18 protein-coding genes and 1 pseudogene are annotated in these 21081 nt (G+C 43.7%); 3 read left to right on the top strand and 16 right to left on the bottom strand.

Annotated elements, in window-relative coordinates:
• Positions 1–4: 4 nt before the first annotated feature.
• The 10 genes from ACTNDQ_RS10175 to ACTNDQ_RS10130 form a co-directional block, all read right to left on the bottom strand.
• Positions 5–253 (bottom strand): hypothetical protein, encoded by a 249-nt coding sequence (locus ACTNDQ_RS10175; RefSeq protein ID WP_441064520.1) that lies wholly within the window; start codon positions 251–253, stop codon positions 5–7.
• On the bottom strand, positions 250–5256 hold the full coding sequence (locus tag ACTNDQ_RS10170; protein ID WP_441064519.1) for an FtsK/SpoIIIE domain-containing protein: 5007 nt from the start codon (positions 5254–5256) through the stop codon (positions 250–252). The genes ACTNDQ_RS10175 and ACTNDQ_RS10170 overlap by 4 nt, the downstream gene beginning before the upstream one ends.
• A gap of 29 nt (positions 5257–5285) precedes the next feature.
• Entirely contained in the window at positions 5286–5600 is a 315-nt protein-coding gene (locus tag ACTNDQ_RS10165; protein WP_441064518.1) for a WXG100 family type VII secretion target, read from the bottom strand.
• A 47-nt stretch (positions 5601–5647) separates the two neighbouring features.
• Positions 5648–5947 (bottom strand): WXG100 family type VII secretion target, encoded by a 300-nt coding sequence (locus ACTNDQ_RS10160; RefSeq protein ID WP_441064517.1) that lies wholly within the window; start codon positions 5945–5947, stop codon positions 5648–5650.
• Positions 5948–5985: 38 nt separating this feature from the next.
• The gene (locus ACTNDQ_RS10155) at positions 5986–6294 is read right to left on the bottom strand and encodes a WXG100 family type VII secretion target (RefSeq protein ID WP_441064516.1); all 309 of its coding nucleotides are present in this window, start codon (positions 6292–6294) and stop codon (positions 5986–5988) included.
• A gap of 34 nt (positions 6295–6328) precedes the next feature.
• Positions 6329–6664 carry a WXG100 family type VII secretion target gene (locus ACTNDQ_RS10150; RefSeq protein WP_441064515.1) on the bottom strand — a complete coding sequence of 112 codons (336 nt, stop codon included), beginning with the start codon at positions 6662–6664 and terminating at the stop codon, positions 6329–6331.
• Between the two features lie 45 nt (positions 6665–6709).
• Positions 6710–7012, bottom strand: a complete 303-nt coding sequence (locus tag ACTNDQ_RS10145) for a WXG100 family type VII secretion target (RefSeq protein WP_441064514.1) — start codon at positions 7010–7012, stop codon at positions 6710–6712.
• 16 nt (positions 7013–7028) lie between these two features.
• Positions 7029–9329: an ATP-binding cassette domain-containing protein gene (locus ACTNDQ_RS10140; protein WP_441064513.1), complete on the bottom strand. Its 2301-nt coding sequence runs from the start codon at positions 9327–9329 to the stop codon at positions 7029–7031.
• A 20-nt stretch (positions 9330–9349) separates the two neighbouring features.
• Positions 9350–10306, bottom strand: coding sequence for an FHA domain-containing protein (locus ACTNDQ_RS10135; protein ID WP_441064512.1), 957 nt, complete (start codon positions 10304–10306; stop codon positions 9350–9352).
• 134 nt (positions 10307–10440) lie between these two features.
• Entirely contained in the window at positions 10441–11304 is an 864-nt protein-coding gene (locus tag ACTNDQ_RS10130; RefSeq protein ID WP_441064511.1) for a MurR/RpiR family transcriptional regulator, read from the bottom strand.
• A 232-nt stretch (positions 11305–11536) separates the two neighbouring features.
• Here ACTNDQ_RS10130 and ACTNDQ_RS10125 point away from each other — a divergent pair, with 232 nt between their 5' ends.
• Positions 11537–12364 carry a Glu/Leu/Phe/Val family dehydrogenase gene (locus ACTNDQ_RS10125; RefSeq protein ID WP_441064510.1) on the top strand — a complete coding sequence of 276 codons (828 nt, stop codon included), beginning with the start codon at positions 11537–11539 and terminating at the stop codon, positions 12362–12364.
• A gap of 171 nt (positions 12365–12535) precedes the next feature.
• On the opposite strand, the gene ACTNDQ_RS10120 is transcribed toward ACTNDQ_RS10125, so the two are convergent.
• From ACTNDQ_RS10120 to ACTNDQ_RS10100, 5 genes are all read right to left on the bottom strand, one after another.
• The gene (locus ACTNDQ_RS10120) at positions 12536–13135 is read right to left on the bottom strand and encodes a hypothetical protein (protein ID WP_441064509.1); all 600 of its coding nucleotides are present in this window, start codon (positions 13133–13135) and stop codon (positions 12536–12538) included.
• A 149-nt stretch (positions 13136–13284) separates the two neighbouring features.
• Positions 13285–14673, bottom strand: coding sequence for a UDP-N-acetylmuramoyl-tripeptide--D-alanyl-D-alanine ligase (locus ACTNDQ_RS10115; RefSeq protein WP_278794905.1), 1389 nt, complete (start codon positions 14671–14673; stop codon positions 13285–13287).
• Between the two features lie 64 nt (positions 14674–14737).
• Positions 14738–15778, bottom strand: a complete 1041-nt coding sequence (locus ACTNDQ_RS10110; RefSeq protein ID WP_044961514.1) for a D-alanine--D-alanine ligase family protein — start codon at positions 15776–15778, stop codon at positions 14738–14740.
• Between the two features lie 67 nt (positions 15779–15845).
• Entirely contained in the window at positions 15846–17246 is a 1401-nt protein-coding gene (locus tag ACTNDQ_RS10105) for a L,D-transpeptidase family protein (RefSeq protein WP_173761002.1), read from the bottom strand.
• Positions 17247–17318: 72 nt separating this feature from the next.
• Positions 17319–18602 carry an aminotransferase class I/II-fold pyridoxal phosphate-dependent enzyme gene (locus ACTNDQ_RS10100; RefSeq protein WP_022427351.1) on the bottom strand — a complete coding sequence of 428 codons (1284 nt, stop codon included), beginning with the start codon at positions 18600–18602 and terminating at the stop codon, positions 17319–17321.
• A 393-nt stretch (positions 18603–18995) separates the two neighbouring features.
• Between ACTNDQ_RS10100 and ACTNDQ_RS10095 the strand changes: the two genes are divergently transcribed.
• The gene (locus tag ACTNDQ_RS10095; RefSeq protein ID WP_441064508.1) at positions 18996–19859 is read left to right on the top strand and encodes a class I SAM-dependent methyltransferase; all 864 of its coding nucleotides are present in this window, start codon (positions 18996–18998) and stop codon (positions 19857–19859) included.
• A 243-nt stretch (positions 19860–20102) separates the two neighbouring features.
• Positions 20103–20183, top strand: a pseudogene (locus ACTNDQ_RS10090) (MerR family DNA-binding transcriptional regulator); the annotation flags it as partial.
• Positions 20184–20287: 104 nt separating this feature from the next.
• Here ACTNDQ_RS10090 and ACTNDQ_RS10085 read toward each other — a convergent pair.
• On the bottom strand, positions 20288–21081 hold a 794-nt coding region (locus ACTNDQ_RS10085; protein WP_441064507.1), incomplete at its 5' end, for an RNA-guided endonuclease InsQ/TnpB family protein.

Below are 21081 nucleotides of genomic sequence, written 5' to 3'. Positions count from 1 at the left end.
CCTCCTATACCAGAAGCAACTGGCCTCCGTTTGTGATTCCATAATCTCTCAGACATCTTTCCGGTGAGAGAATCTGTTTACTGTGTATGTCACAGAGACATAACTCACTGACATTTCCTCCAATTTTGCTGGATTCTTTCTGGCAGACCATGGTTGCCATCTCTTCTATCACCATTGCAATTCCCAGACCTTCATCAACTTCCATGTCATAGGTCTTTTCATATACAGGTACATATACATCTACAATTATCATTTTTCTGCATCTGCTTTCCCAGCAAGCGGAATGATCAGCCGTGCAGAGGTCAGTTCTCCATCTACTGTCGGCAGCATTGCCACTCCTGTTTTCTGAATCTTATTCTGTTCCTTATATGAAATATAGTCAAAATTAAGAATGTTCTGCGCGCCGGTATTGCCGCCAAGATGCAGGCCTTCTCTCTTTTTAACCAGATTATTATAAATCGCGTTTCCTTTGACTGTTGTAATCTCATCCGGTGTATATGCGGAAATAAAGTAAATTCCCAGTCCTGCACCCTTTTCTGTAATATTTTCCAGAAATCCTGCCATAAGCGGTACATCCTTCTCCGGGTACATGATGTGATTGATAAATTCCGGAAGATTGCTGATCAGCATACAGTAAAGGCCTTTTTCTGCCATCTCCTGATAGATCTCAAGATCACTGTTTCCGGCTGCTTCCATTTCTTTTTTACGTCCGTTTTTCCCTATGATCGCAGGCTGCCATTCCATAAACGCATCATACATCTTTCTGTCTGTATCAATATAAACGGCATTATTCTCTGCTGCCGCATCTCTCAGTTTTCCTGAAAAATCTGCCACATACATCTTCATTCCTGCCTGAGTTCCCACTTTCAGGAGTATCCTGAGAAGATTTTTCTTTCCAGTCTTCGCCTTTCCTGAAATGAGATAGCTGAAAATGTTATGGAGATCCAGTGCATATGGATCTGCATTATCTGCATCATAACCAATTGGAAGAAGGTGTCCGCTCCGAAGCTGTTCTTTTACTGTATCCAGTTCCATAAATTCATCCAGTACAGGCTCATCCGGGATCACCGGTACCTGTTTTGCCTTTTTGCCGTTCCATGCGGCATTCAGACGCTGGCACTCCCTCTCTATCTTTTCGATACGTGAATAGTCATCTTCCGCCTTCAGTGCAAGTGCTGTCTGATATTCCAGAACTGCATCACCCTGTTTCACAAGACCTCGGCCTTTTACGCCTGTCTCAGGAATCACATCGATCTGCATGGTATGAAGAAGATCCATATACTGGAACTTGTCGCCCATTTCAAGACAGATCACATTTTTGATATTTCTTCCTACATTATTTGAAATCTCTGTAAGTCCGAAGCCGGCTGCCGAAATAACAAGATAGATTCCGCAGGCTGCTCCGTCTCTGGAAAGATGAACCATCTGCTCTTCGTAAATGTTTCCGGTTTTTTCACGGAAGCTGGAATACTGGTCGATAAATACAAATATGGCTGGTACTTTCACGCCCATTGACTGAACATACTGTTCATAATTACCACCTTTGAAAAGCTTTTTACGCTCTTCCATAAGAACACTCAGCATATTGAAAAATCTGGAAATTTTTTCTGTATCCTGCTCATACATCACACCACCGACATGTGCAGATTTCTCAAATCCACGCATTGCATTGCTGGAAAAATCAATACAGTAAAGGTTCACATATTCCGGTGAATACCTGTGGATCAGGGAATATGCAAGTGACTGCAGGAAAACACTCTTTCCGGTTCCTACAGAACCGATCACGATCAGATGTCCCATTGCCGCAAAATCGATTTCCAGAGTTCTCTGCGCCTGGTTCACCGGATCATCACAGAGTCCGATCGGTGCTTTTAAGTTCCACTTCTTCCATACAGGCCATGTACCTGCATTAAATGTAGTCTCATTGTATCCGGCAAGTTCTTCCAAATACAGATTTTCCGGAAGAACAGGAAGCCACAGAAGGAACTCATGGTCATATCCGCGTTCTTTTGCAACTTTTCCCAGATATTCCACAACTGCATCCAGCTGCGTTTTCTGTTTTGTCTCCGGGATCCTGACGGAATGTTTTGTTTCTTCCTGAATAATGTAATCCACTTTTCCACCGGTACTTCTGTCATCTGCCAGGCAGCAAAGCCTTACGATGTTTTCCATTCGCTGAAGGCCTGATTCACTGTTAGATACATTCACATTGTTTTTAATAAGAATGTCGGTAACTTTTTCTGCACACTGTCTCAGAAGAACCGGATTGTTCAGAAGATGTTCCGGTGTGTTTCCATCTGCGATCACCTGCTCAGATGCCTCTACCAGCTTTTTCAGCCACAATGCCTTTGCTCTTTCCTGCCTGCGCATCTTCATGCGGTTTCCTACAATGGCAGTTCTTCCATGGACCGTGATCATGCGGACAGTTTCATTCCCGCTGTCTCCACCGTCTTCATCGTACGGGGCTCCGCTGTAGCCGGACTGAAACAGTTCATAGAGCTCATCATTTCCTACCTGCAGATATCCGCGACCCGCCTGTGTGATGTAAGCCGCATCCGGTTTATGGAGCATATCATTACTGTCCTGTTTGTCCTGCACACGAAGGCACAGACGGAATTTGGAGTTGCTCCAGATATTGTCATCAACAGTACCACTTGGTTTCTGTGTTGCAAGGATCAGGTGTACACCAAGGCTTCGACCTACCTGTGCTACACTGATCAGCTCACGCATGAAATCCGGCTCTTCTCTTTTCAGCTCCGCAAACTCGTCGATAATGATAAACAGATGGGGTACCGGAATCTGGGCTTCATTGGATTTGATCAGTTTCGTATAGGCATTGATGTTATTAACACCGTAATCATTGAAAATCTGCTGACGTCTTCTGTTTTCACTCTTGATGGATACCATTGCACGATGAATCTGGTTTCCGGAAAGGTTGGAGATCTGTCCCATCATATGTGGCAGACCTGAGAACAGATTGGCCATTCCACCGCCTTTGTAATCAATGATAAAGAAACCGATATCATCCGGGCTGTAGTTGATCGCCAGGGAAAGCATATAACTCTGTAAAGTTTCACTCTTACCGGAACCTGTAGTTCCTGCGATCAGTCCGTGAGGTCCATGATATTTTTCATGGACATCCAGATAGCAGAGACTTCCTCCTGCTTTCTTTCCAAGAAGTCCACGGATGGAATCATAGGTACGGTTTTTCGCCCATCTCGTCGCAACATCCAGTTCTTCCAGCTTGTGGATCCCCATCATGTCAAAGAAGGTTACAGATGAAGGAATTTCTCCTCCGTTCTGTATCTCCTCTACTTCAATATTGGACAGCATGCGGGCAAAATTCTCCACGGATGCATTGGTAATATTATCAAAACATACACTGATGCGTTCCTGCTCTTCTCCACGTACAGAATAAACCCCTGTAAATTTACCTCCGTCATGCTCATTGGCAATGATATACTCACAGCTGTTTGGAAGATCTTCAAATTTCTCTGCAAGAATAATGGTGATAAGCCCCAGCTGCGGATCGTTATCAAATACATACTTGCTGATCAGCTCATTGTTCAGCATGGAAATATCGCTGATAACCAGTACATATAACGGAAGGGGTGTTCCTGTCTGCCCGTATGCCTTTTCTTCTTTTCTCTCACGGAGAAGCTGGGTCAACTCATAATAGACATCTGCAATCTCTTCCGGTTCGTCTGCCACAAAACGGAATTTCCTGTCTGTGGACCAGGTATGGGGAAACCAGCGGAAAGATTTAAAACATTCCTGTTCTGCCTGTGAATTTTTGTTATATGTAAGCACCATCTTCACATCTGTATAGCTGTTCGCCGCTGCTATCTGCGTCAGAAGAAGACGGATCACTTCGTAAGCTCCCTGCTTTTTGGCTCCACCAAGAACACCGATCAGAGAATGGGAAAGAAGATCGACACAGATCGGGACATCCTGCATTTTTTCGAATTTCTTTTTGATCTCATCGGGTCTGTCTGCAAGTGCATCTTTATAAAGCATAAAGCGTTCCGGCGGAATGTTCACAGGTGACGGAAATGGCAGTGCGCCGATTCCGAGACGGTGGCACATAAAATCTGAATGTGTCACATTTCGGTTCCAGAGTGTAGAATTATTGTCCCGAAGGGCACAGATCATGTCCGCGGACGGATAGCGGTTATTTAATATTTGTATATCTTTTTCATACTGATCCTGTATTTTTTTCTCAATATCTGTAAGATATTCCGCATATGCTGCGGTTCTGTGTTCTTCTGTCTCAACACGGACTTTTGCATCGTATTTCAGCCGCACTCCTCCCCAGGCAGCACCCAGGGCAGCAGAACCAAAGGCGGTAATAAGTCCTGTATACATAAATACTGAAGAATTATTTCCGCTTCCTACAATGGAAAGTACACAGCCAAGCGTCATGGGGATTGCCATGGTAAGAGCCGGTCCCACTGTAAGATACCACGGTGTTCTTCTGGAGTTATCTTTTCCCGGAGGTCCTTCGATCGTATATGGCTCCACATCGATCAGCTGAAGATTTCTCGGAATTCTGTTGAAATATTTCTTTTTCTTTTCGGAAACCGGATCTGGTGCTGCCGCGATCACAGCATCCATGATGTCTCCGCTTTCCAGCGGTACGATCACATCTTCTTTGATACGGAAAGTGCCTCCTGGTTTTTCAAGTGCCAGAAAGTTTCCCAGAAATACCATTTTTAATCCGATGATATTAATAGTATCCCCATATTGAAGTACGTGCATCTGCTTCACCCGGTTATGGTTTACATAAACTCCATTCCGGCTCATATCTCTTAAGATATAATTCATCTTATTCATCTCAATAGATGCATGAATACCCGAAACCAGCCCCATGGAATCATAGCAGATATGATTGTCTTTGTTTTTTCCGATGTAAATTTTTCCTTCTGGTGGCAAAAGATATTTCTTATATACAGTAAATCCACCTGTTTTCTCCTGGATCATAACTGCAAAATTCAACGTATTAAACAGCTCAAGGTTCAGTGCCTCCCCATTATGAAGACCCTTTCTTATATAGCTTTTTCCGTTTTTTACGATTTTGTAGTTTTCTCCCTGAACAAAACGCCATTCGCCATCCACGATCTCCATTTTTACCAGAACATCGTCTAAAAGTGAAAATATTTTCTGCTGAAGTACAATCGCATAATCTGCATTGTCAATTGTCGGAAGTATAAAATCCTGATATATTTCCCTGCTGTATATTGTCAGTACATAACCCATATCTTTCGCCACCTCATGTATTATCTTTATCAGATAATATTATTTTTCAATGCAGATGCTTCCTGCTGTGCCTGCTGTTCTGCACGGTCATATTCGTCAGCCATGGTGTTTAAATCTGTCACATGTTCCTGGATCATTTTATTGATCTTGGCAATGTCTGCTTCCAGTCCCGCAAATTTGCTCTGATAGGAACTTGCCGCTTCACCTGACCATACAGTTCCTGTGATGCCGGAGATCAGTGATAACATCTGGGATGTAAGATTCTGGATCTCACTTCCATAATTGCTGAACTGGCTTGATGCAGATCTTAATTCCTGCGTTGATACTTTAATTGTTCCATCCATGATATTTTCCTCCTCATACTGTTATACAGCTCTCATTTCAGATGTTTTTAGTAGCTTCTTGTAGTTCCCACGCTTACATTCTTGGACTCAGCCTGCTCATACTGCGTGATGATCGTAAGCAGTCTGGAGTAATATTCGTCTACCGCACTTTTGAACTGACCCATTTTTCCGATATCTGTATTAAATGCATTCTCAAATGCTTCCTTAGCCTGGCCTTCCCACATTCCGCTTAAAGATTTCTCAGATGCCATCAGCTCTTCGACTTTTTTTGAAAAGTTGCTGTTTAATGTGTTCAGCTCATCTGCTTTCTGTTTAAGTGTGCTTGCTGTTACCTGAAATTCTGCCATAAGATTTCCTCCTTTTTTCGGTCAGAGCTTAACCGTCTTTATATATTTCGTTTAAGAGCCAGTTCCAGCGCAGCTATCTCTGCGTCATAAGTTACCTTCGCGATCCTCTCGATTGCCTGTGCCGTATTTTTCAGCTCTTTGCTCACTTTATGAATATCATTTTGAACTTTCTCTGCCTTTTTCAGATAGTTTCCCGCATTTTCGCCTTTCCAGTTTCCGGAAATGGAATTCATTGCATCTTCCATGCTACCGGAAGCAATCCGCTCCAGCCTGGATGCGGCATTTTCCAGCTGTTTTGCCTGCTGTCTGGCTTTCGCAAAGTTCATTTCTATGGTATAACGGCTCATATTGTCACTCTCCACTTATTTCCGGTGCATTCTCTCAGAGAATATTATTTCTGAGTGCTCCGGATTCATTCTGGTTCGCCGCTTCAGCAGCTGTATAATTTCCGGATATTGTAAGAAGTTTATCCGGATATTCTTTCAGCTGCTTAAGGATCTTCTGCATTGCTTCCTGCTGTTTCTGATAAAGAGTTCTTGCCTGGCCGGCAGCTTCACCTTCCCAGTAGCCCGACATCTGATTTACTTTCTGTGTGATCTCATCCAGACGTTTTTCCATGGATGAGATCGCTGTCCTTGCAGCTTCTGCCTTTTCCACAAGTACTTCTGTCTGCACTTTGATGTGGGCATCTGCCCCCAGCGATCCATATCCTGCCATGTCCATTCCTCCTTACTTTTCATCTCTCTGTTCTGTATTTCTGGTTCAGACATGTATGGAACTGATCCGGCTTTCCACCTGTTCCTCACAGTTTCTGTATTCATCCCTTGCTTCCACAAGTGTTGCAATATACTGTCCAAGAGTATTCAATGTTTCCTGCATACTGTTCTGATCAGACTGAAACAGGCTGACCAGTGCATCATGCGCCATTCCTTCCCATGTACCATTCAACGCATTGATCGCAGCTGCCAGATCCTCAAGACTGTTCTGGGCAGCTTTCTGAAGATTATTCATGTCTGCAAATTCTCTGGACATTGTACTTATATTGGCTCTGATTCTGTCCCCCATAATATCCCCCTTTTAACTAACGTCCATCTTTCGACACATTTCTCAAAAGAACCATACATAAGATCATACATACAATCGTCATAATGCCAAGAATAAGCCAGTTCTGCATCAGATGAACTTCTGTTGCCTTGAAGATCTCCTGAAATTCATGTTCAGCTGTAGGGATTTGTTCCTGGATCTTCATCGTCAGATCATTAAGACAGGCTATACTTCCAAGACCTTCTACTGACCATTTACTGATCGTCACATAGGAGATTTTTTCCCCTGCACCTTTCAGTTCAAAAAGGATTCCTGAAAACAAAAGCTGTATGATCAGTACAAACGGTGCCAGCGTCATAGCCTTATCCCCGCTCTTTACAAGAGATGAGATTACAAATCCCAGTGCCATGGATGACTCGATCGTCAGCCATACGGTAATAAATGTTTCGAAAAACGGATTGGAAAAGATAATTCCCTTGTCTGCTGCCCCCACAGTAAATGTAAAGATCCCGGTGATCAAAAGTGCCTGTATTAATCCAAGCAAGGTCTGAACCGCAAACTTGGAAAGCACATACCAGTGAAGTTTCAGGTTTCCCATATATTCACGTTTCAGGATCACCCGCTCTTTACAGATTTCCTGTATGGAGTTAAACAGACCGATCCAGATTCCTGCACAGCTTAAAGAAAACAGGATCGATTTTGTATCTTCATAAATATCAAAAACCCTATCATTGGCCACTATAGACAGCAGAAATGCGATCAAAACAGGCTGTATAAACAAAATCGCCAGCCTCTGAAGATCATTTTTCATAAGTTCCATATACCGCAGTGTGAGAATCGGCAGCTGCCGTGCCTGAACAGTTTTCTTTCTCTTGCGGATCTTATCGTTGCTGTTTTTCTCCGAGTAATTCTCATACTGGGAGGCCATTCTGTATTTCTGTGCCCATGCCACAGGTTCTTCCGTGATCATATTGTAAATATCTACCAGATTCTGTGTATTGAAAAAATGTTTAGCTTCCTCTGTAGTTCCGCAGAAGCAAAGTCTTCCTCCCTGTCCCATAAAGATAACCTTGTCGCAGAGTTCCAGGCTCTGTGTCGTATGGGTAACCATCACAATCGTCTTTCCCTGAGTTTTTGAAAGACGACTCAACGTGATCATCAGTTTCTGCTCTGTTCCCGGGTCCAGCCCTGAAGTTGGTTCATCCAGAAAAAATACACTTGGATCAGCCAAAAGTTCCACTGCTATGCTGGCACGTTTTTTCTGTCCGCCGGAAAGCTTTCGAATCAGAGTGTTCTGGTGCTGAGTCAGCTCTACCATTCCCAGTACCTGATCGATCCGTTTATCTTTTTCTGCTTTTGAAGTATCTGACGGCATTTTCAGATCTGCGGTATAATGCAACATTCTCCGCAAAGTCAGATTTTCAAAAATGATATCCTCCTGTGGAACATATCCGATGATACTCTTCCATTCATTGAAATGTGGTTTGAGTTCCACACCATTATATTTGATTTCTCCTGCAAATTTTTTGTCAAAACCGCTGATCGCATTCATCAGCGTTGTTTTTCCGGCTCCGGAACCTCCGATGATCGCAACAAAGTCATTGCTTCCTATATGGCAGCTTACCTGATCCAGAATCTTCTTATGGTCTTTCCCCACATATTTGTTTACGTTGGCAACATCAATATGTGTACCACTTCTGGATGTTTTATAAAATACATTTCCGTCTGTATACAAGAGTGTGCTGTTAAGAATTATGATAACATCTTTCTCATGCAACACAGCTCTTTTGTTTACAACTTTTCCATTGAGAAAAATTCCATTGGCACTGTTGTCTACAAGTACCGCTTTATTTCCCTCTTTTATAATATACGCATGATTTCTTGATACACATGGATGATGTAGTATAATGTCGTTTTCTTCTCCACGGCCAATGGAAATTCTGCCGGAAAGAACAGATGTTTTTCGCCATACTCCTTTTTCTGACGCGTTGGTATACAACATCACCACTGATTTATCTGGTGTACTGTGGCTGGACTGAACTCGGAGAATACTTCCGTTTCTAAGCTCATAGTATCTTGCATTTCCATGAAGAAATTTCTGATATCCATCCGTCTCCACAATAGTTCCATTGGTGCTGTTTAAATCAGCAAACAGTACCCGGTTATCCGCAAATTTTAATTTACCATGCACATGGGAGATAATATTCGACTGAATAACAATATCACACTGCCTGGGATCAGATCCCAGGATCAGACGGTCTTTTCCGAAAGATTCCAGCGGAACCTCCTGGATTTTTCCATGATTATCAATAATTATAAGATATTTTTTCTGCTCCACATTTTTCTCCCCCCTGTATTTTATAAAAGCTGCAGAAGATTGTCACGATCTCCTACTCCAATCCAGCTCCCTCTTTCTACAGTACACATGATACCCTTCTGAAGAGGAACTGTATTGCCATCCACATCATTGTTTATGAAAATACAGGTCATCGTATTCGATATATCAACAACCCCGTAGTTGTTACTTTCTCTGTTAAACCGGATCATACAGTGTACCTGGTCAACACCCTGCTCTGATATGATCAGTGCACATCTTCTGGTGTCTCTTCCTACCAATATCTCGGATTCTCCCATTTCAATCTCCATGTTCTTCAGGTCACCGCACATACATCTGAGAACTGGCAGCTGCTGCTCCTGAACATCCTCTTTTTTCTGACCGAATATCAGCTTCAGGACAGAAATAACAGCAATTCCGGCAAACAAAGCAACACATATCCAGTATGCTGCACAAAAAGATGAAGTAATTGTCTTTCTGATGTTTTCTTCAATGTCTACATTCAAAACCAGTTTAAAAATCCCTGAAACTTTATATGCTGCTGCGATTTCTGCAATACTGCGTGGAAGGATTACGTAATAATCCACAAGCAGCCCTGCCATTCCCAAAACAGCAGAAATGATTGCTGCAATTCCTGTATAAAGACTATCAAAAAATCCTAAAACCGCTGCCACAACAGCAAAAATATAAGGAATTATAAAAAATATCCCCATTTTCCAGAGTATTCCGCTGCTGCTGATTCCTATTTCCTCCAGAAGATCCCGGATGCTGGCCATATTTGTAAGCATTTGTCTGGGTGAAATCTTCACATAATCTCCTGTTACTCCAGCCAGATCCATAATTTTGTCCAGAATTTCATTTTTACCTGATATGGTAATGTTCAGATAATCAAAAAAAGCTGTAGCAATAATACATACACTTAAAACAGCGATTATTATACCCCAGCTTTTTGTCTGATTTTTTTGTTCATTCTCTTTCATACTTCCCGTGTCCTTATTCATATACAGATATTATACCTACGATTATATCATCTATATATGACAAAATCCAGACTTTTGCAGTACACAGTTCTTTGCTTTTTATGCCGCAAACAAGGCCGATACTGCCTTATTGATCAAAAATTTCCTATCTGGGAAGTATATTCATCAATACGTTCCAGCAGCTCCTGATTGGAATAATTCGTTTCCCTGCATGTATATGCACACAGCATCTCTGCTGCGAACATTCCTGCTATATAGGAATTATAAAATTCACTGCTGTCGCCTCTGGCAGTCAGCACTACGTCAGCGAACTTGGCTGCCTCGCAGGTAGGCTTATCAGTCAGAAGGATGATGGAAGCTCCCTGTTTATGTACCATCTCCGCAGTGAGATACATCAGTCTTGAATATCTGGAATAGGTGATAAAAACTGCTGCGTCTCCTTTTTTCAGGTCGCTTGCGAAATCGAACATGTTCTGCCCGTGGCTTCCGTAGTTGTACACATGGGGAAGTGTCTGTCTGAGGATCGTATTCAGAAATTCTCCCACACATGTAGATCCCCTTGAGGAAAAAATATATTTCACATCACTGTTAATAAGAATACTGCTCGCCTTGCGGTACTGTTCTTCTGTATTGCTTGCAATGGTACTCTGAATATTACTCAGAGTATATGTGCATACCGTATCCTGTACAGTCGCCTTGTGCTCTTTTTTCTTAATTGCCTCAATTCGCTCTGCCGGAATGAGGATTCCTGTGTCCACGTCTCTGGACTGCTCTGCATAGGTTTCCCGCAGAAAGCTCTGAAAATCCGGATATCCGGTAAAACCAAGAGTCTTGGTAAGCCGGATTACAGAGGAATAACTCACATTCAGCGCCCCTGCCAGTTCTGTTGATGTCATAAAACAGCATTTCTGCAGATTCTCAAGAACATAGTCTGCAACTTCTTTTTCCTTTGGTGTCAGCTGCGCTGAAATGATCAGCTTCTGTAACTGATTCTCCATGAAATACCCTCCTGGTCTTCCTGATTTTATATCTGGCGTTCTTATACACTGTTTTTATTTTAACATACGGTTATGTAAAAACGCCAAAAAAGATATAAATATTTTTGTGTATATTTTTATGAATAAACTTATTTACCATTCATATCTGTTGTGCTATACTCAGTTCATCAGATGAATAATATTATTCTTAATCATTCAATGAAAAATATTTATTTTCAAATGAGTGGTAACAATGGCAGAAAAAAAGTATAATCCATATGACAATATGCTCTCTGTCCTGAAACAGTCTGCAGAGGCACTGAGTCTCAGTTATGAAGATTACGCAACACTTTGCTACCCGGAACGTGAGCTTAAGGTTTCTATCCCGATCCGTATGGACGACGGTTCTATTAAAGTATTCGAGGGATACCGTGTTCAGCATTCCAGCGCACGTGGACCGTGCAAGGGCGGCATCCGTTACCATCAGAATTCCGACATGGACGAGGTAAAGGGACTTGCAGCATGGATGTCCTTTAAATGTGCTGTTGTAAATATTCCTTACGGCGGTGCCAAGGGTGGTATTAAGGTTGACCCCTCCAAGCTTTCCAGAGCTGAGCTAATCCGTCTGACTCGTCGTTATACAACCCGTATCCTTCCGATCATCGGACTGACAAGGATATGTGATGTTCTGATTCCGGCTGCCCTTGAGAATCAGATCACAGAAGATAACGCCGGACGCATCCAGGCAAAGCTGATCATTGAGGCTGCCAACGGACCGACTTCTGTTGAAGCTGACGAGATCCTGAATTCCAGAGGAATCATTGTATGCCCAGATATCCTTTCCAATGCAGGCGGTGTTGTTGTTTCCTACTTTGAGTGGGTACAGAACATCCAGAACCTTACATGGGATCTTGATGAAGTTAACAAGATGCTTCAGAAGATCATGCTTACTGCCTTTAATGAAGTTTATGCTCTCAGCCAGGAGAAAAACGTAATGCTCCGTATGGCAGCTTACATGGTTGCGATCAAGAGGATCACCACAGCCGGCAAGCTCCGTGGCGGCCCGATCTCCATGGGTTGATAAGGTATAGCTGATAAATTCCTTATCTTACACAACTGCATACATAAAAAAGCTCTCCGGCGGATACAGAGAATCGTATCTGCCGGAAAGTTTTTTTTGCATCCGGTTCCCTTATTCCGGGATACCTTTGTTTACATTTCTGTATTTTCTCAAATATACCGGGATATGTTTTTACTCTGCATTCATAAACTCCCGTATGATCTCCCGCATGATCTCTTCCTCCTCCGGAGAAAGCATCTTGCTGAAGTGGCTTCCGGTAGCAGCCGTCTGACGGATACTTCTGGTGATCTTATCTACGATTTCTTCCTGCAGAACAGGATCCGACTTTTCTGCGACCGGTACTTCCTCCACCCAGGTACGGACCTGTTCCACATAATCTGCAAGAGAAGCCATCACAAGCTCTTCCTTATAAGAAAAGTCCAATGCCTGACGAAGAAGAAGCAGTACTACCGGCACTGCCGCCCCTATATAAAGATAAAGCATAGACAATCCTTCCCTGTATCCCAGTCTGCTGTTGAGAAAAACAGACAGTCCCAGAAGAAATGTACAAAACAGTGACGGATACCATACAAATCGGTTCATCCGATGCCAGAGCCTGTCCCTTGACTTCCACAGGTTCAGCCATTTTTCTTTGAGATTCTGTAATCGCTGCGTATTTCGGATCATTCTTCGGTAGGTAAGGTTTGTTGCCAGCATCCCCAGACCGCCGATACATCCCATGGATGTCATGACGTAAAGCGGGATGTTCAGCTTCATGATCATCTCCAGCATAAGCCCTCCCTTTTTCACTGCCGCACAGTGCCTGAGCGTGCTTTTGTTCTATAGCCGCACTGCTCATCGCCTTAGGAATATTATACTTCTATATAACTTAACTGGAAAGAATTTTCGTTCGTCAAATGCTGCCCCTGTTTTCGGTCTTTTTACATTTCCTGCAGTGCTTTGACTACATTTTCAAATTTCATGAAGTGAGAAGCCTTTACGAGGATGGTATCTCCAGGTTTCACATATGTGTTCAGGTTCTTAAGAAGGCTTTCCAGATCTTTTTCCCGGATGACTGTCAGGTCCGGATTGGTCTGAGATGCCTTTTCCGCGATATGGGCTGCAAGTGGTCCTACGCAGATGCATGCATCGATCCTGCACTGACCTGCATGAACGCCTACACCTTCATGAAGTGCGGCTTCATCCGTTCCAAGCTCACCCATATCGCCAAGGATGGCAACCTTTCTTCCAAGTCCGTCCTGAAGAACATCCAGGGAAGCCTTCATGGACATGGGATTTGCGTTGTAGCAGTCATCTACGATCATGAATTTATCGGTCTCGATCATATTGAATCTTCCGCTGACCGGTTCCAGGCTTTCGATGCCATTTTTGATCTGCTCTGCATTCAGTCCGTAAAGTCTGCCCACAGCTGCTGCTGCCAGTGCATTGGATACCATATGACGTCCTGGCATTGGAATATCTACATGAAATGTCTGGAACTCTCCGTTCTCTGCCATTTTTCCCTTCAGACAGATGTCACAGCTCATTCCCTTCAGGCCACGGCTTTCCACATTTTCACAGGTAACAGAAGCATTTTCTCCGTTTCCGAAAAATACCGGTTGCATGCCGTTGTATTCCTTTACTGTGGAGAGCTTATCATCATCACCGTTAAGTACGATATTTTTCTTCACATACTGAAAAATCTCTGTTTTTGCCTTCAGGACGCCGTCTCTGTCTCCAAGGTTTTCCAGATGGCAGGTTCCGATGTTTGTGATCACGCAGGTGTCCGGTTTTGCGATCTTTGCAAGACGGGTCATCTCACCGAAATCACTGATTCCCATTTCCAGAACTGCGATCTCATCTTCATCACGAAGGCGGAATACTGTCAGTGGAAGTCCCAGCTCATTGTTGAAATTTCCCTGGGTTTTCAGTGTACGGTATTTTTCCTTCAGCACAGAGGCGATCACCTCTTTTGTGCTGGTCTTTCCAACGCTTCCTGTGATTCCCACAACAGGAATATCAAGCTGCTCCAGATAAAACTCCGCAATGTCTTTTACTGCCTGAAGGGAGGAGCCTACCTGGATATACGGATGATCCGCCCCTTCAAGAGTTCTCTCGGATAAGGTCGCGAGTGCACCTGCTTCCATTACCTGCGGGATAAAACGGTGAGCATCCACACGCTCTCCTACTACCGGTACAAAAAGACCTCCTTTTTCCACCTTACGGCTGTCCGTTGTGATCGCAGTCACTTCCTCCTGAAGTTTTTCCTGCGGGCCGTGGTAAATACCATTGCAGACTTTTGTGATATTTTCCAATGTAAGATTTTTCATGAATAAAATCCTTTCTTTTGCCAGAAACTCCTCCTGTTAACAGGAGGAGTTACGGTCAGATATTTTATTTGCTGTATTTCTTAAAAGAAATGCGGATCAGTTCTTCACAGAGGTCCGGATAGTCGATTCCCAGGACCTTTGCTTCCTGAGGGATCAGACTGGTGGGGGTCATTCCCGGAAGTGTGTTTGCCTCCAGACAGTACATATCACCGTTTTCTTTCATCATGAAGTCAAAACGTGCATAGCCCTCAATGCAGAGAGCCTTTGCGCCAGCTTCCGCATAATGCTGCATCTTCTCAGTCAGTTCCGGTGAGATCTCAGCCGGACAGGTTTCTACTGTGGAGCCTGCCTGATATTTGTTCTTGTAATCATAAAAGCCCTGCTTCGGTGCGATCTCGATGATCGGATAAGCCTTTCCGTCTACAACTGCAACGGAAAACTCACGGCCCCTGATATACTCTTCAACAACTACCTCATCCTCATAGGAATAAGCACCGTCAATGGCATCCTCATATTCTTTCTGGTTGTTTACAATATAAACACCTACGCTGGAACCACCGCAGCATGTTTTTACAACAACAGGAAATTCCATACCAAGATCATGGATGTTTCTTGTACAGTTTTCTTTCAGCATGGAAACGCCCTTCGGTGTCGGTACCTGATCCATGAGAAAGATCTTCTTAGTGAGACCCTTATCCATAGCAAGGGCACTGCTTAAATATCCGGTTCCTGTGTAACGGATTCCCAGAAGATCGAAGGTTGCCTGAACCTTTCCATCCTCTCCGTTGGAACCGTGAAGTCCCATAAATACAATGTCTGCTGCCTGACACAATTCCAGTACATTCGGTCCGAAAAAGCTTCTTCTTGTGCGTTTGATCTCTTCGATATCATCATCGAAGCTTCTCATATACTCTGCCGCAGAATCTACCTCATAATCTTTATCTCCAAAGGGCTCATCCCAGTCCACCGGCTCAAGTCCGCAGAAAATATCTACAAGAATGGCATTATGGCCTTTTTTACGAAGTGCCTTGCAGACACCGGTTCCTGTTACGATGGAGATCTCTCTTTCTGTACTGGTTCCGCCTGCCAATACAACGATATTCATACTTTCATCTCCCTTGATGATCTTGTGTTTTCTTTCTTCGTATTCTTTTAATATTTCTTTTAATCTCTTATTCATAAACTACGATCGGTACTCCTACACTAATATTATTATAAATGATTGCCGCCTTATCCTTCGGGGTGTTTACACAGCCATGAGAACCATTTGTGATATAGATCTGCCCGCCATACTGTGAACGCCAGCTTGCGTCATGGATTCCGACTCCTCCGGAAAACGGCATCCAGTATGTAACCGGTGATGCATATCCAGGTCCCTTCAAAACTGCCGGTGAACGCATGGCATCCAGTGCAAAGCATCCGGTTGGTGTGGAATGGCCCTTTCGGACACAGCCGGTAACTACCGGTGTATCTACCAGAAGCTGTCCGTCTTTATAGAATACCATTCTCTGGTTGGTCAGGTCAATCTCTACATATGTATTTCCGATATCATTGGTATCTCTGCAAAGTCCACTGTAAGCATACGCCGGCTGTCTCACTTCTGTAGTTCCTGCAAGAATGGCATTATAAAGCCATTCAGTCTCTGTGGTCTGATCGATAGCCCATCCGTAATCACCGCCCTTGATGGTCTTCTGGCGGCCATCGTAGGTGGTAAATGTTCTCGTGCAGCCAAAGGTATCATATTTATATCCCAGGCTGTTCACATAAGCTGCAACCTGATCTTTATTTACTATATAATCTCCGTTTGCGTCCCTGACCAGCCAGTCTTTGATGGTATTTCGGTCAAGCTGTTCCGACCGGTCCGAAAAATCATAGGTGATCACGCAGCTGGTAAGCTTGTTCATCTGGTCACAATCTTTTTTCAGAGCTTCATCGTCTTTATATATCGATGGTTTTTTGTAGCAGTTTTTCTTTTCCAGACTAACTGTTTTGTCTCCTGCGGAAACAGCTGCACGGATCACCTTCTGAACCTTTTTTGTATCCAGGGTCGTTCCTTCTTTTTCCGGCTGGATCTCGTAGGTTTCGCCATTATCCTTAATGCATGCGTCTGCAGGCTTTTCCATATTGTCCTTCTGCATGCATTTCAGATTCTTCACAGCCTCTGTCAGCTTGTTCTGATCTTCATAAGCAGTATCCGTTGCCAGTGTATATTTTTTCTTCTGATTAAAAGCAAGGAACCATTTGTACCGGTCCTGTTTCTTGATCAGCTTTTTGGCTCCGCCATCCGGCTTGTAGACCAGGCCGGCTTCTTTTGCGGTAATGCTCTCTTTTCCGTTGTTTCTTGTATCAACGGTAAGAACATATGCCTGCACTTCCTTTGCAAGAAGCTTTTCTGTTTCATCTGCAGTTTTATAGGAGCAGTTAAAACCATTCACCTGAGATCCCGGCAAAAAATGATCTGTAAAATAGTGTACACCATATCCATAAGCCCCTGCTGTAAGGATCAGCAGGATCATGATCAGTGCAATGACCAACTTTTTGCCCGTTTTCATTTTTTCTTTTTCCTCATCCATGAGCTCTCTCCAATAGTTATGACTGCCCGGTATTACGCATGCTGAAATACCGGGCAGTCTGATGTGATCGATTTATTTCTCCAGAAGTTTTTCCACACTTACAAGCTTCACACAGAGAACAAATACCTCTGCTGCCTTGCCAAGCTCCTCAACGCTTGGGTAGCTTGGTGCAATACGGATATTGCTGTCTTTCGGGTCCTTTCCATATGGATAGGTTGCGCCTGCTCCAGTCATAACAACGCCTGCTTCTTTTGCTTTGGCAACGATGGCTTTCGCACAGCCTTCCATAGAATCAAAGGAAATGAAATATCCGCCGTGAGGTTTAGTCCACTCACCGATTCCAAGTCCGTTAAGCTCTTTATCCAGTGTTGCGAGAACAAGCTCGAATTTCGGACGAAGGATGTCTGCGTGTTTCTTCATATGCTCATGCAGTCCGTTGATATCTTTGAAGAAACGAACGTGACGAAGCTGGTTCAGTTTGTCGTGTCCGATGGTCTGTACAGTCATGTATTTGCGGAAGTCATCCAGGTTCGCCTTGGATGCAGCAACTGCTGCGATACCGGAACCAGGGAAGCTTACCTTGGAGGTAGAAGTAAATTTATAAACAATGTCCGGATTTCCTGCTTTCGCACACTCATCAAGGATCTCAAGAAGGAAATCCTGATTGTCATCATAAAGATGATGGATGCTGTAAGCGTTATCCCAGTAAATACGGAAGTCCGGTGCAGCCGGCTTCAGATGCGCAAAACGCTTAACTGTTTCTTCGGAATAAGTGTAGCCCTGCGGATTGGAATATTTCGGAACACACCAGATTCCTTTTACTGCCGGATCTTCATTGACATATTTCTCAACCATATCCATATCCGGGCCTTCCTGAGTCATCGGAATGTTGATCATCTCAATGCCGAAAAATTCTGTGATACGGAAATGACGGTCGTATCCTGGTACAGGACAGAGGAATTTCACCTTGTCAAGCTTGCACCATGGTGTATTTCCCATTACTCCGTGGGAATAGGAACGTGCAATGGTATCGAACATTACGTTCAGACTGGAGTTACCATAGATGATGATGTTCTCTGGCTCTACCTCTGACATCTCACCGAGAAGTCTCTTGGCTTCCGGGATTCCGTCGATGACTCCATAGTTACGGCAGTCCACACCGGTCTCACATTTCAGATCTGCATCCCCTGCAAGTACTTCCATCATTTTCATGGAAAGATCAAGCTGATCCGGTGCAGGTTTACCACGGGACATATCCAGTGCCAGACCTTCGGCTTTGATCTCGTCGAACTCACGGTCGAGTTCTTTCTTTAAATCGAGTAGCTCTTCCCTGCTCATCTCACAATATTTTTTCATAAGTTTGCTTCTCCTCTTTTTGTGCACAGTTTCATATCTGCGGTTGCTGTGTTTCTTCTGTTAACGATTTCTGTCTGTCAGGAATTCTCTGCAAAATCTCTTCCGCAAAAAACAGCCACAGTTTCACGGAAGCGGGAAGCCTCTGCCCCGGCAGAAAATCTCTGCGTACATTTTAGTATGTAAAAGCGCTGTTGTCAAATCTTTCGTGGAAAATCCTGCACTTCTCTTGCACAGCATCCATTTTTCCTCTATACTGGAAAAAACATTATTATGGCGTTTTTATGGATTCATGTCCCGGTCAGCCGGATCTGGTACAGTAATCTCCGGAAATGCTATATAAAAATGCTATATATATCTTATAAATTTACTATTATGAAAGAGGTATTGATCATCATGTGGATTGCAGATGGATGGAAAGAATACGAAGTTATTGATACATCAAAAGGAGAAAAGCTGGAGCGCTGGGGGAATTATCTTCTGGTTCGTCCGGACCCGCAGGTAATCTGGGATACTCCCCGCAAAAACCGTGGCTGGAAGCATATGAACGGACATTATCACAGAAGCAGCCGTGGCGGCGGTGAGTGGGAGTTCTTTGATCTGCCTCATCAGTGGGAGCTTCATTACAAGGACCTTACTTTTAATCTGAAGCCTTTCAGCTTCAAGCATACAGGACTTTTCCCGGAGCAGGCTGTGAACTGGGACTGGTTCGGTGAAAAGATCCGCAATGCAGGACGCCCGATCAAGGTCTTAAATCTTTTTGCCTATACCGGCGGCGCTACTCTGGCTGCAGCTGCTGCCGGCGCTTCCGTTACTCACGTGGACGCTTCCAAGGGTATGGTGAACTGGGCAAAAGAGAATGCTGCTGCTTCCGGACTTTCCGGTGCACCGATCCGCTGGCTTGTGGATGACTGCGTGAAGTTCGTAGAACGTGAGATCCGCAGAGGAAATCATTACGATGCGATCATTATGGACCCGCCTTCTTACGGCCGCGGACCTAAGGGCGAGATCTGGAAGATCGAGGATGCGATCCATCCGCTGATCAAGCTTTGTACGAAGATCCTCAGTGATGATCCGCTGTTTTTCCTGGTGAATTCCTATACTACAGGTCTTGCACCGGCTGTGCTGACTTATATGCTGGCTACCGAACTGAAGCCTTGGAAAGGTAGTGTGGAATCTCAGGAGATCGGGCTTCCTGTGACGGAGAGTGGGCTGGTGCTTCCTTGCGGAGCTTCCGGACGGTGGAGTTCCTCCCGGTAGGACCGGGATGTTGTGTTCTGTATTGACAGGATGATGGATTCTACTGTATTGGATGTGAGGCGTTGTGCCGATTTTTATCAGGTATTTCTTTGTATTTTCTGATTATTTGTATTGAAACGCTTTTTTGACAGGTCTATAATATAGAAAAAAGGAGGATATCTCAAGTAATAAAATTTATTAACTAATATGATTAGATGTGTTTGAATATACTCAAAGGAGTAAATTATTATGAACACATCAAATATCACAAATTACAAGCCAAAAGATTTTGCTGAACTGTTAGGTGTATCTGTAAAAACATTACAGCGTTGGGATAGAGACGGAACTGTGAACTACTCGGCAACTTAGTTACCAGAGCATCTGAAATCTGGCGGGATACCGCCTTTTTTCAGGGTGCGTCCATGACACCAATACTGCTTGCCTTTCGGCTATACAGCTACTTTTATTATTTCTGGATTTTTTAGTCCGGTTACGGACAGTGTCTTCTCTTTTCCGGATACGGAAAGATATTTCCGCAGGATATTAAATGCGCCTACTGCATCTGCATTGTAGCTTACTCCGTCAGTTATATACATACCCCGTTCTTTTCGGTTTAATGCTTCTGCATATCTTTTTGATACTTCCGGTGATAACGGGCTGCACTGGCTGGTATAGCTTTCCTCCTGTTTTATCAATTGGATCCCATACAGTTTCAGCTTATATCCCAGCATGATATACAGCCTGTTATATGGCAGTCCGTGAAACTTCTGGTTAACCTTATGCCCCATATCTTTCTCTTTACGGATATTTCGGATATCTCCCACAACCACACAGCGGATATCTTCTTTTCTGCAGTATTCTGCAATCCATCTGGTCACTTTATGAAGATAATCCTTCACTGTATTCTGCTTTTTTCTGTAAAGTCTCTGGATATGTTTCGATGATCCTGGATATCTTATCCCTCTTTCCGATTGCTGCGCATACCAGACAGACTGCACTCTGGCGATCTCTTTATGAAAGTATCTTTCCAATGAAAGATATTTCCTTCCAAGGATAAAAGTCCGGCCATTTCCGGAATCATAACAGGTCATCAGATTATGAAGTCCAGGATCAATAGATAAATAATGTCCATTCTGGGAAAGCTGCTCTGTCCCTTCAATCTCATAGATAACGATAAGGTCACATTTTCCGTTTTCCGGCGGATAGATCCGCAATTGTTTTATATGATCCATGTCCCTGAAAA

Source organism: Blautia massiliensis (ex Liu et al. 2021) (genome assembly GCF_052064225.1).
In the GTDB taxonomy this organism is placed as follows: Bacteria; Bacillota; Clostridia; order Lachnospirales; family Lachnospiraceae; genus Blautia_A; species Blautia_A fusiformis.
This window is presented reverse-complemented; position numbering and strand designations above follow the sequence as displayed.

Coding starts and splice junctions, on each gene's coding strand:
- ACTNDQ_RS10175 (WP_441064520.1), bottom strand. CDS start 253: ATGATAATTGTAGATGTATATGTACCTGTATATGAAAAGACCTATGAC.
- ACTNDQ_RS10170 (WP_441064519.1), bottom strand. CDS start 5,256: ATGGGTTATGTACTGACAATATACAGCAGGGAAATATATCAGGATTTT.
- ACTNDQ_RS10165 (WP_441064518.1), bottom strand. CDS start 5,600: ATGGATGGAACAATTAAAGTATCAACGCAGGAATTAAGATCTGCATCA.
- ACTNDQ_RS10160 (WP_441064517.1), bottom strand. CDS start 5,947: ATGGCAGAATTTCAGGTAACAGCAAGCACACTTAAACAGAAAGCAGAT.
- ACTNDQ_RS10155 (WP_441064516.1), bottom strand. CDS start 6,294: ATGAGCCGTTATACCATAGAAATGAACTTTGCGAAAGCCAGACAGCAG.
- ACTNDQ_RS10150 (WP_441064515.1), bottom strand. CDS start 6,664: ATGGCAGGATATGGATCGCTGGGGGCAGATGCCCACATCAAAGTGCAG.
- ACTNDQ_RS10145 (WP_441064514.1), bottom strand. CDS start 7,012: ATGGGGGACAGAATCAGAGCCAATATAAGTACAATGTCCAGAGAATTT.
- ACTNDQ_RS10135 (WP_441064512.1), bottom strand. CDS start 10,306: ATGAAAGAGAATGAACAAAAAAATCAGACAAAAAGCTGGGGTATAATA.
- ACTNDQ_RS10130 (WP_441064511.1), bottom strand. CDS start 11,304: ATGGAGAATCAGTTACAGAAGCTGATCATTTCAGCGCAGCTGACACCA.
- ACTNDQ_RS10125 (WP_441064510.1), top strand. CDS start 11,537: ATGGCAGAAAAAAAGTATAATCCATATGACAATATGCTCTCTGTCCTG.
- ACTNDQ_RS10120 (WP_441064509.1), bottom strand. CDS start 13,135: ATGCTGGAGATGATCATGAAGCTGAACATCCCGCTTTACGTCATGACA.
- ACTNDQ_RS10115 (WP_278794905.1), bottom strand. CDS start 14,673: ATGAAAAATCTTACATTGGAAAATATCACAAAAGTCTGCAATGGTATT.
- ACTNDQ_RS10110 (WP_044961514.1), bottom strand. CDS start 15,778: ATGAATATCGTTGTATTGGCAGGCGGAACCAGTACAGAAAGAGAGATC.
- ACTNDQ_RS10105 (WP_173761002.1), bottom strand. CDS start 17,246: ATGGATGAGGAAAAAGAAAAAATGAAAACGGGCAAAAAGTTGGTCATT.
- ACTNDQ_RS10100 (WP_022427351.1), bottom strand. CDS start 18,602: ATGAAAAAATATTGTGAGATGAGCAGGGAAGAGCTACTCGATTTAAAG.
- ACTNDQ_RS10095 (WP_441064508.1), top strand. CDS start 18,996: ATGTGGATTGCAGATGGATGGAAAGAATACGAAGTTATTGATACATCA.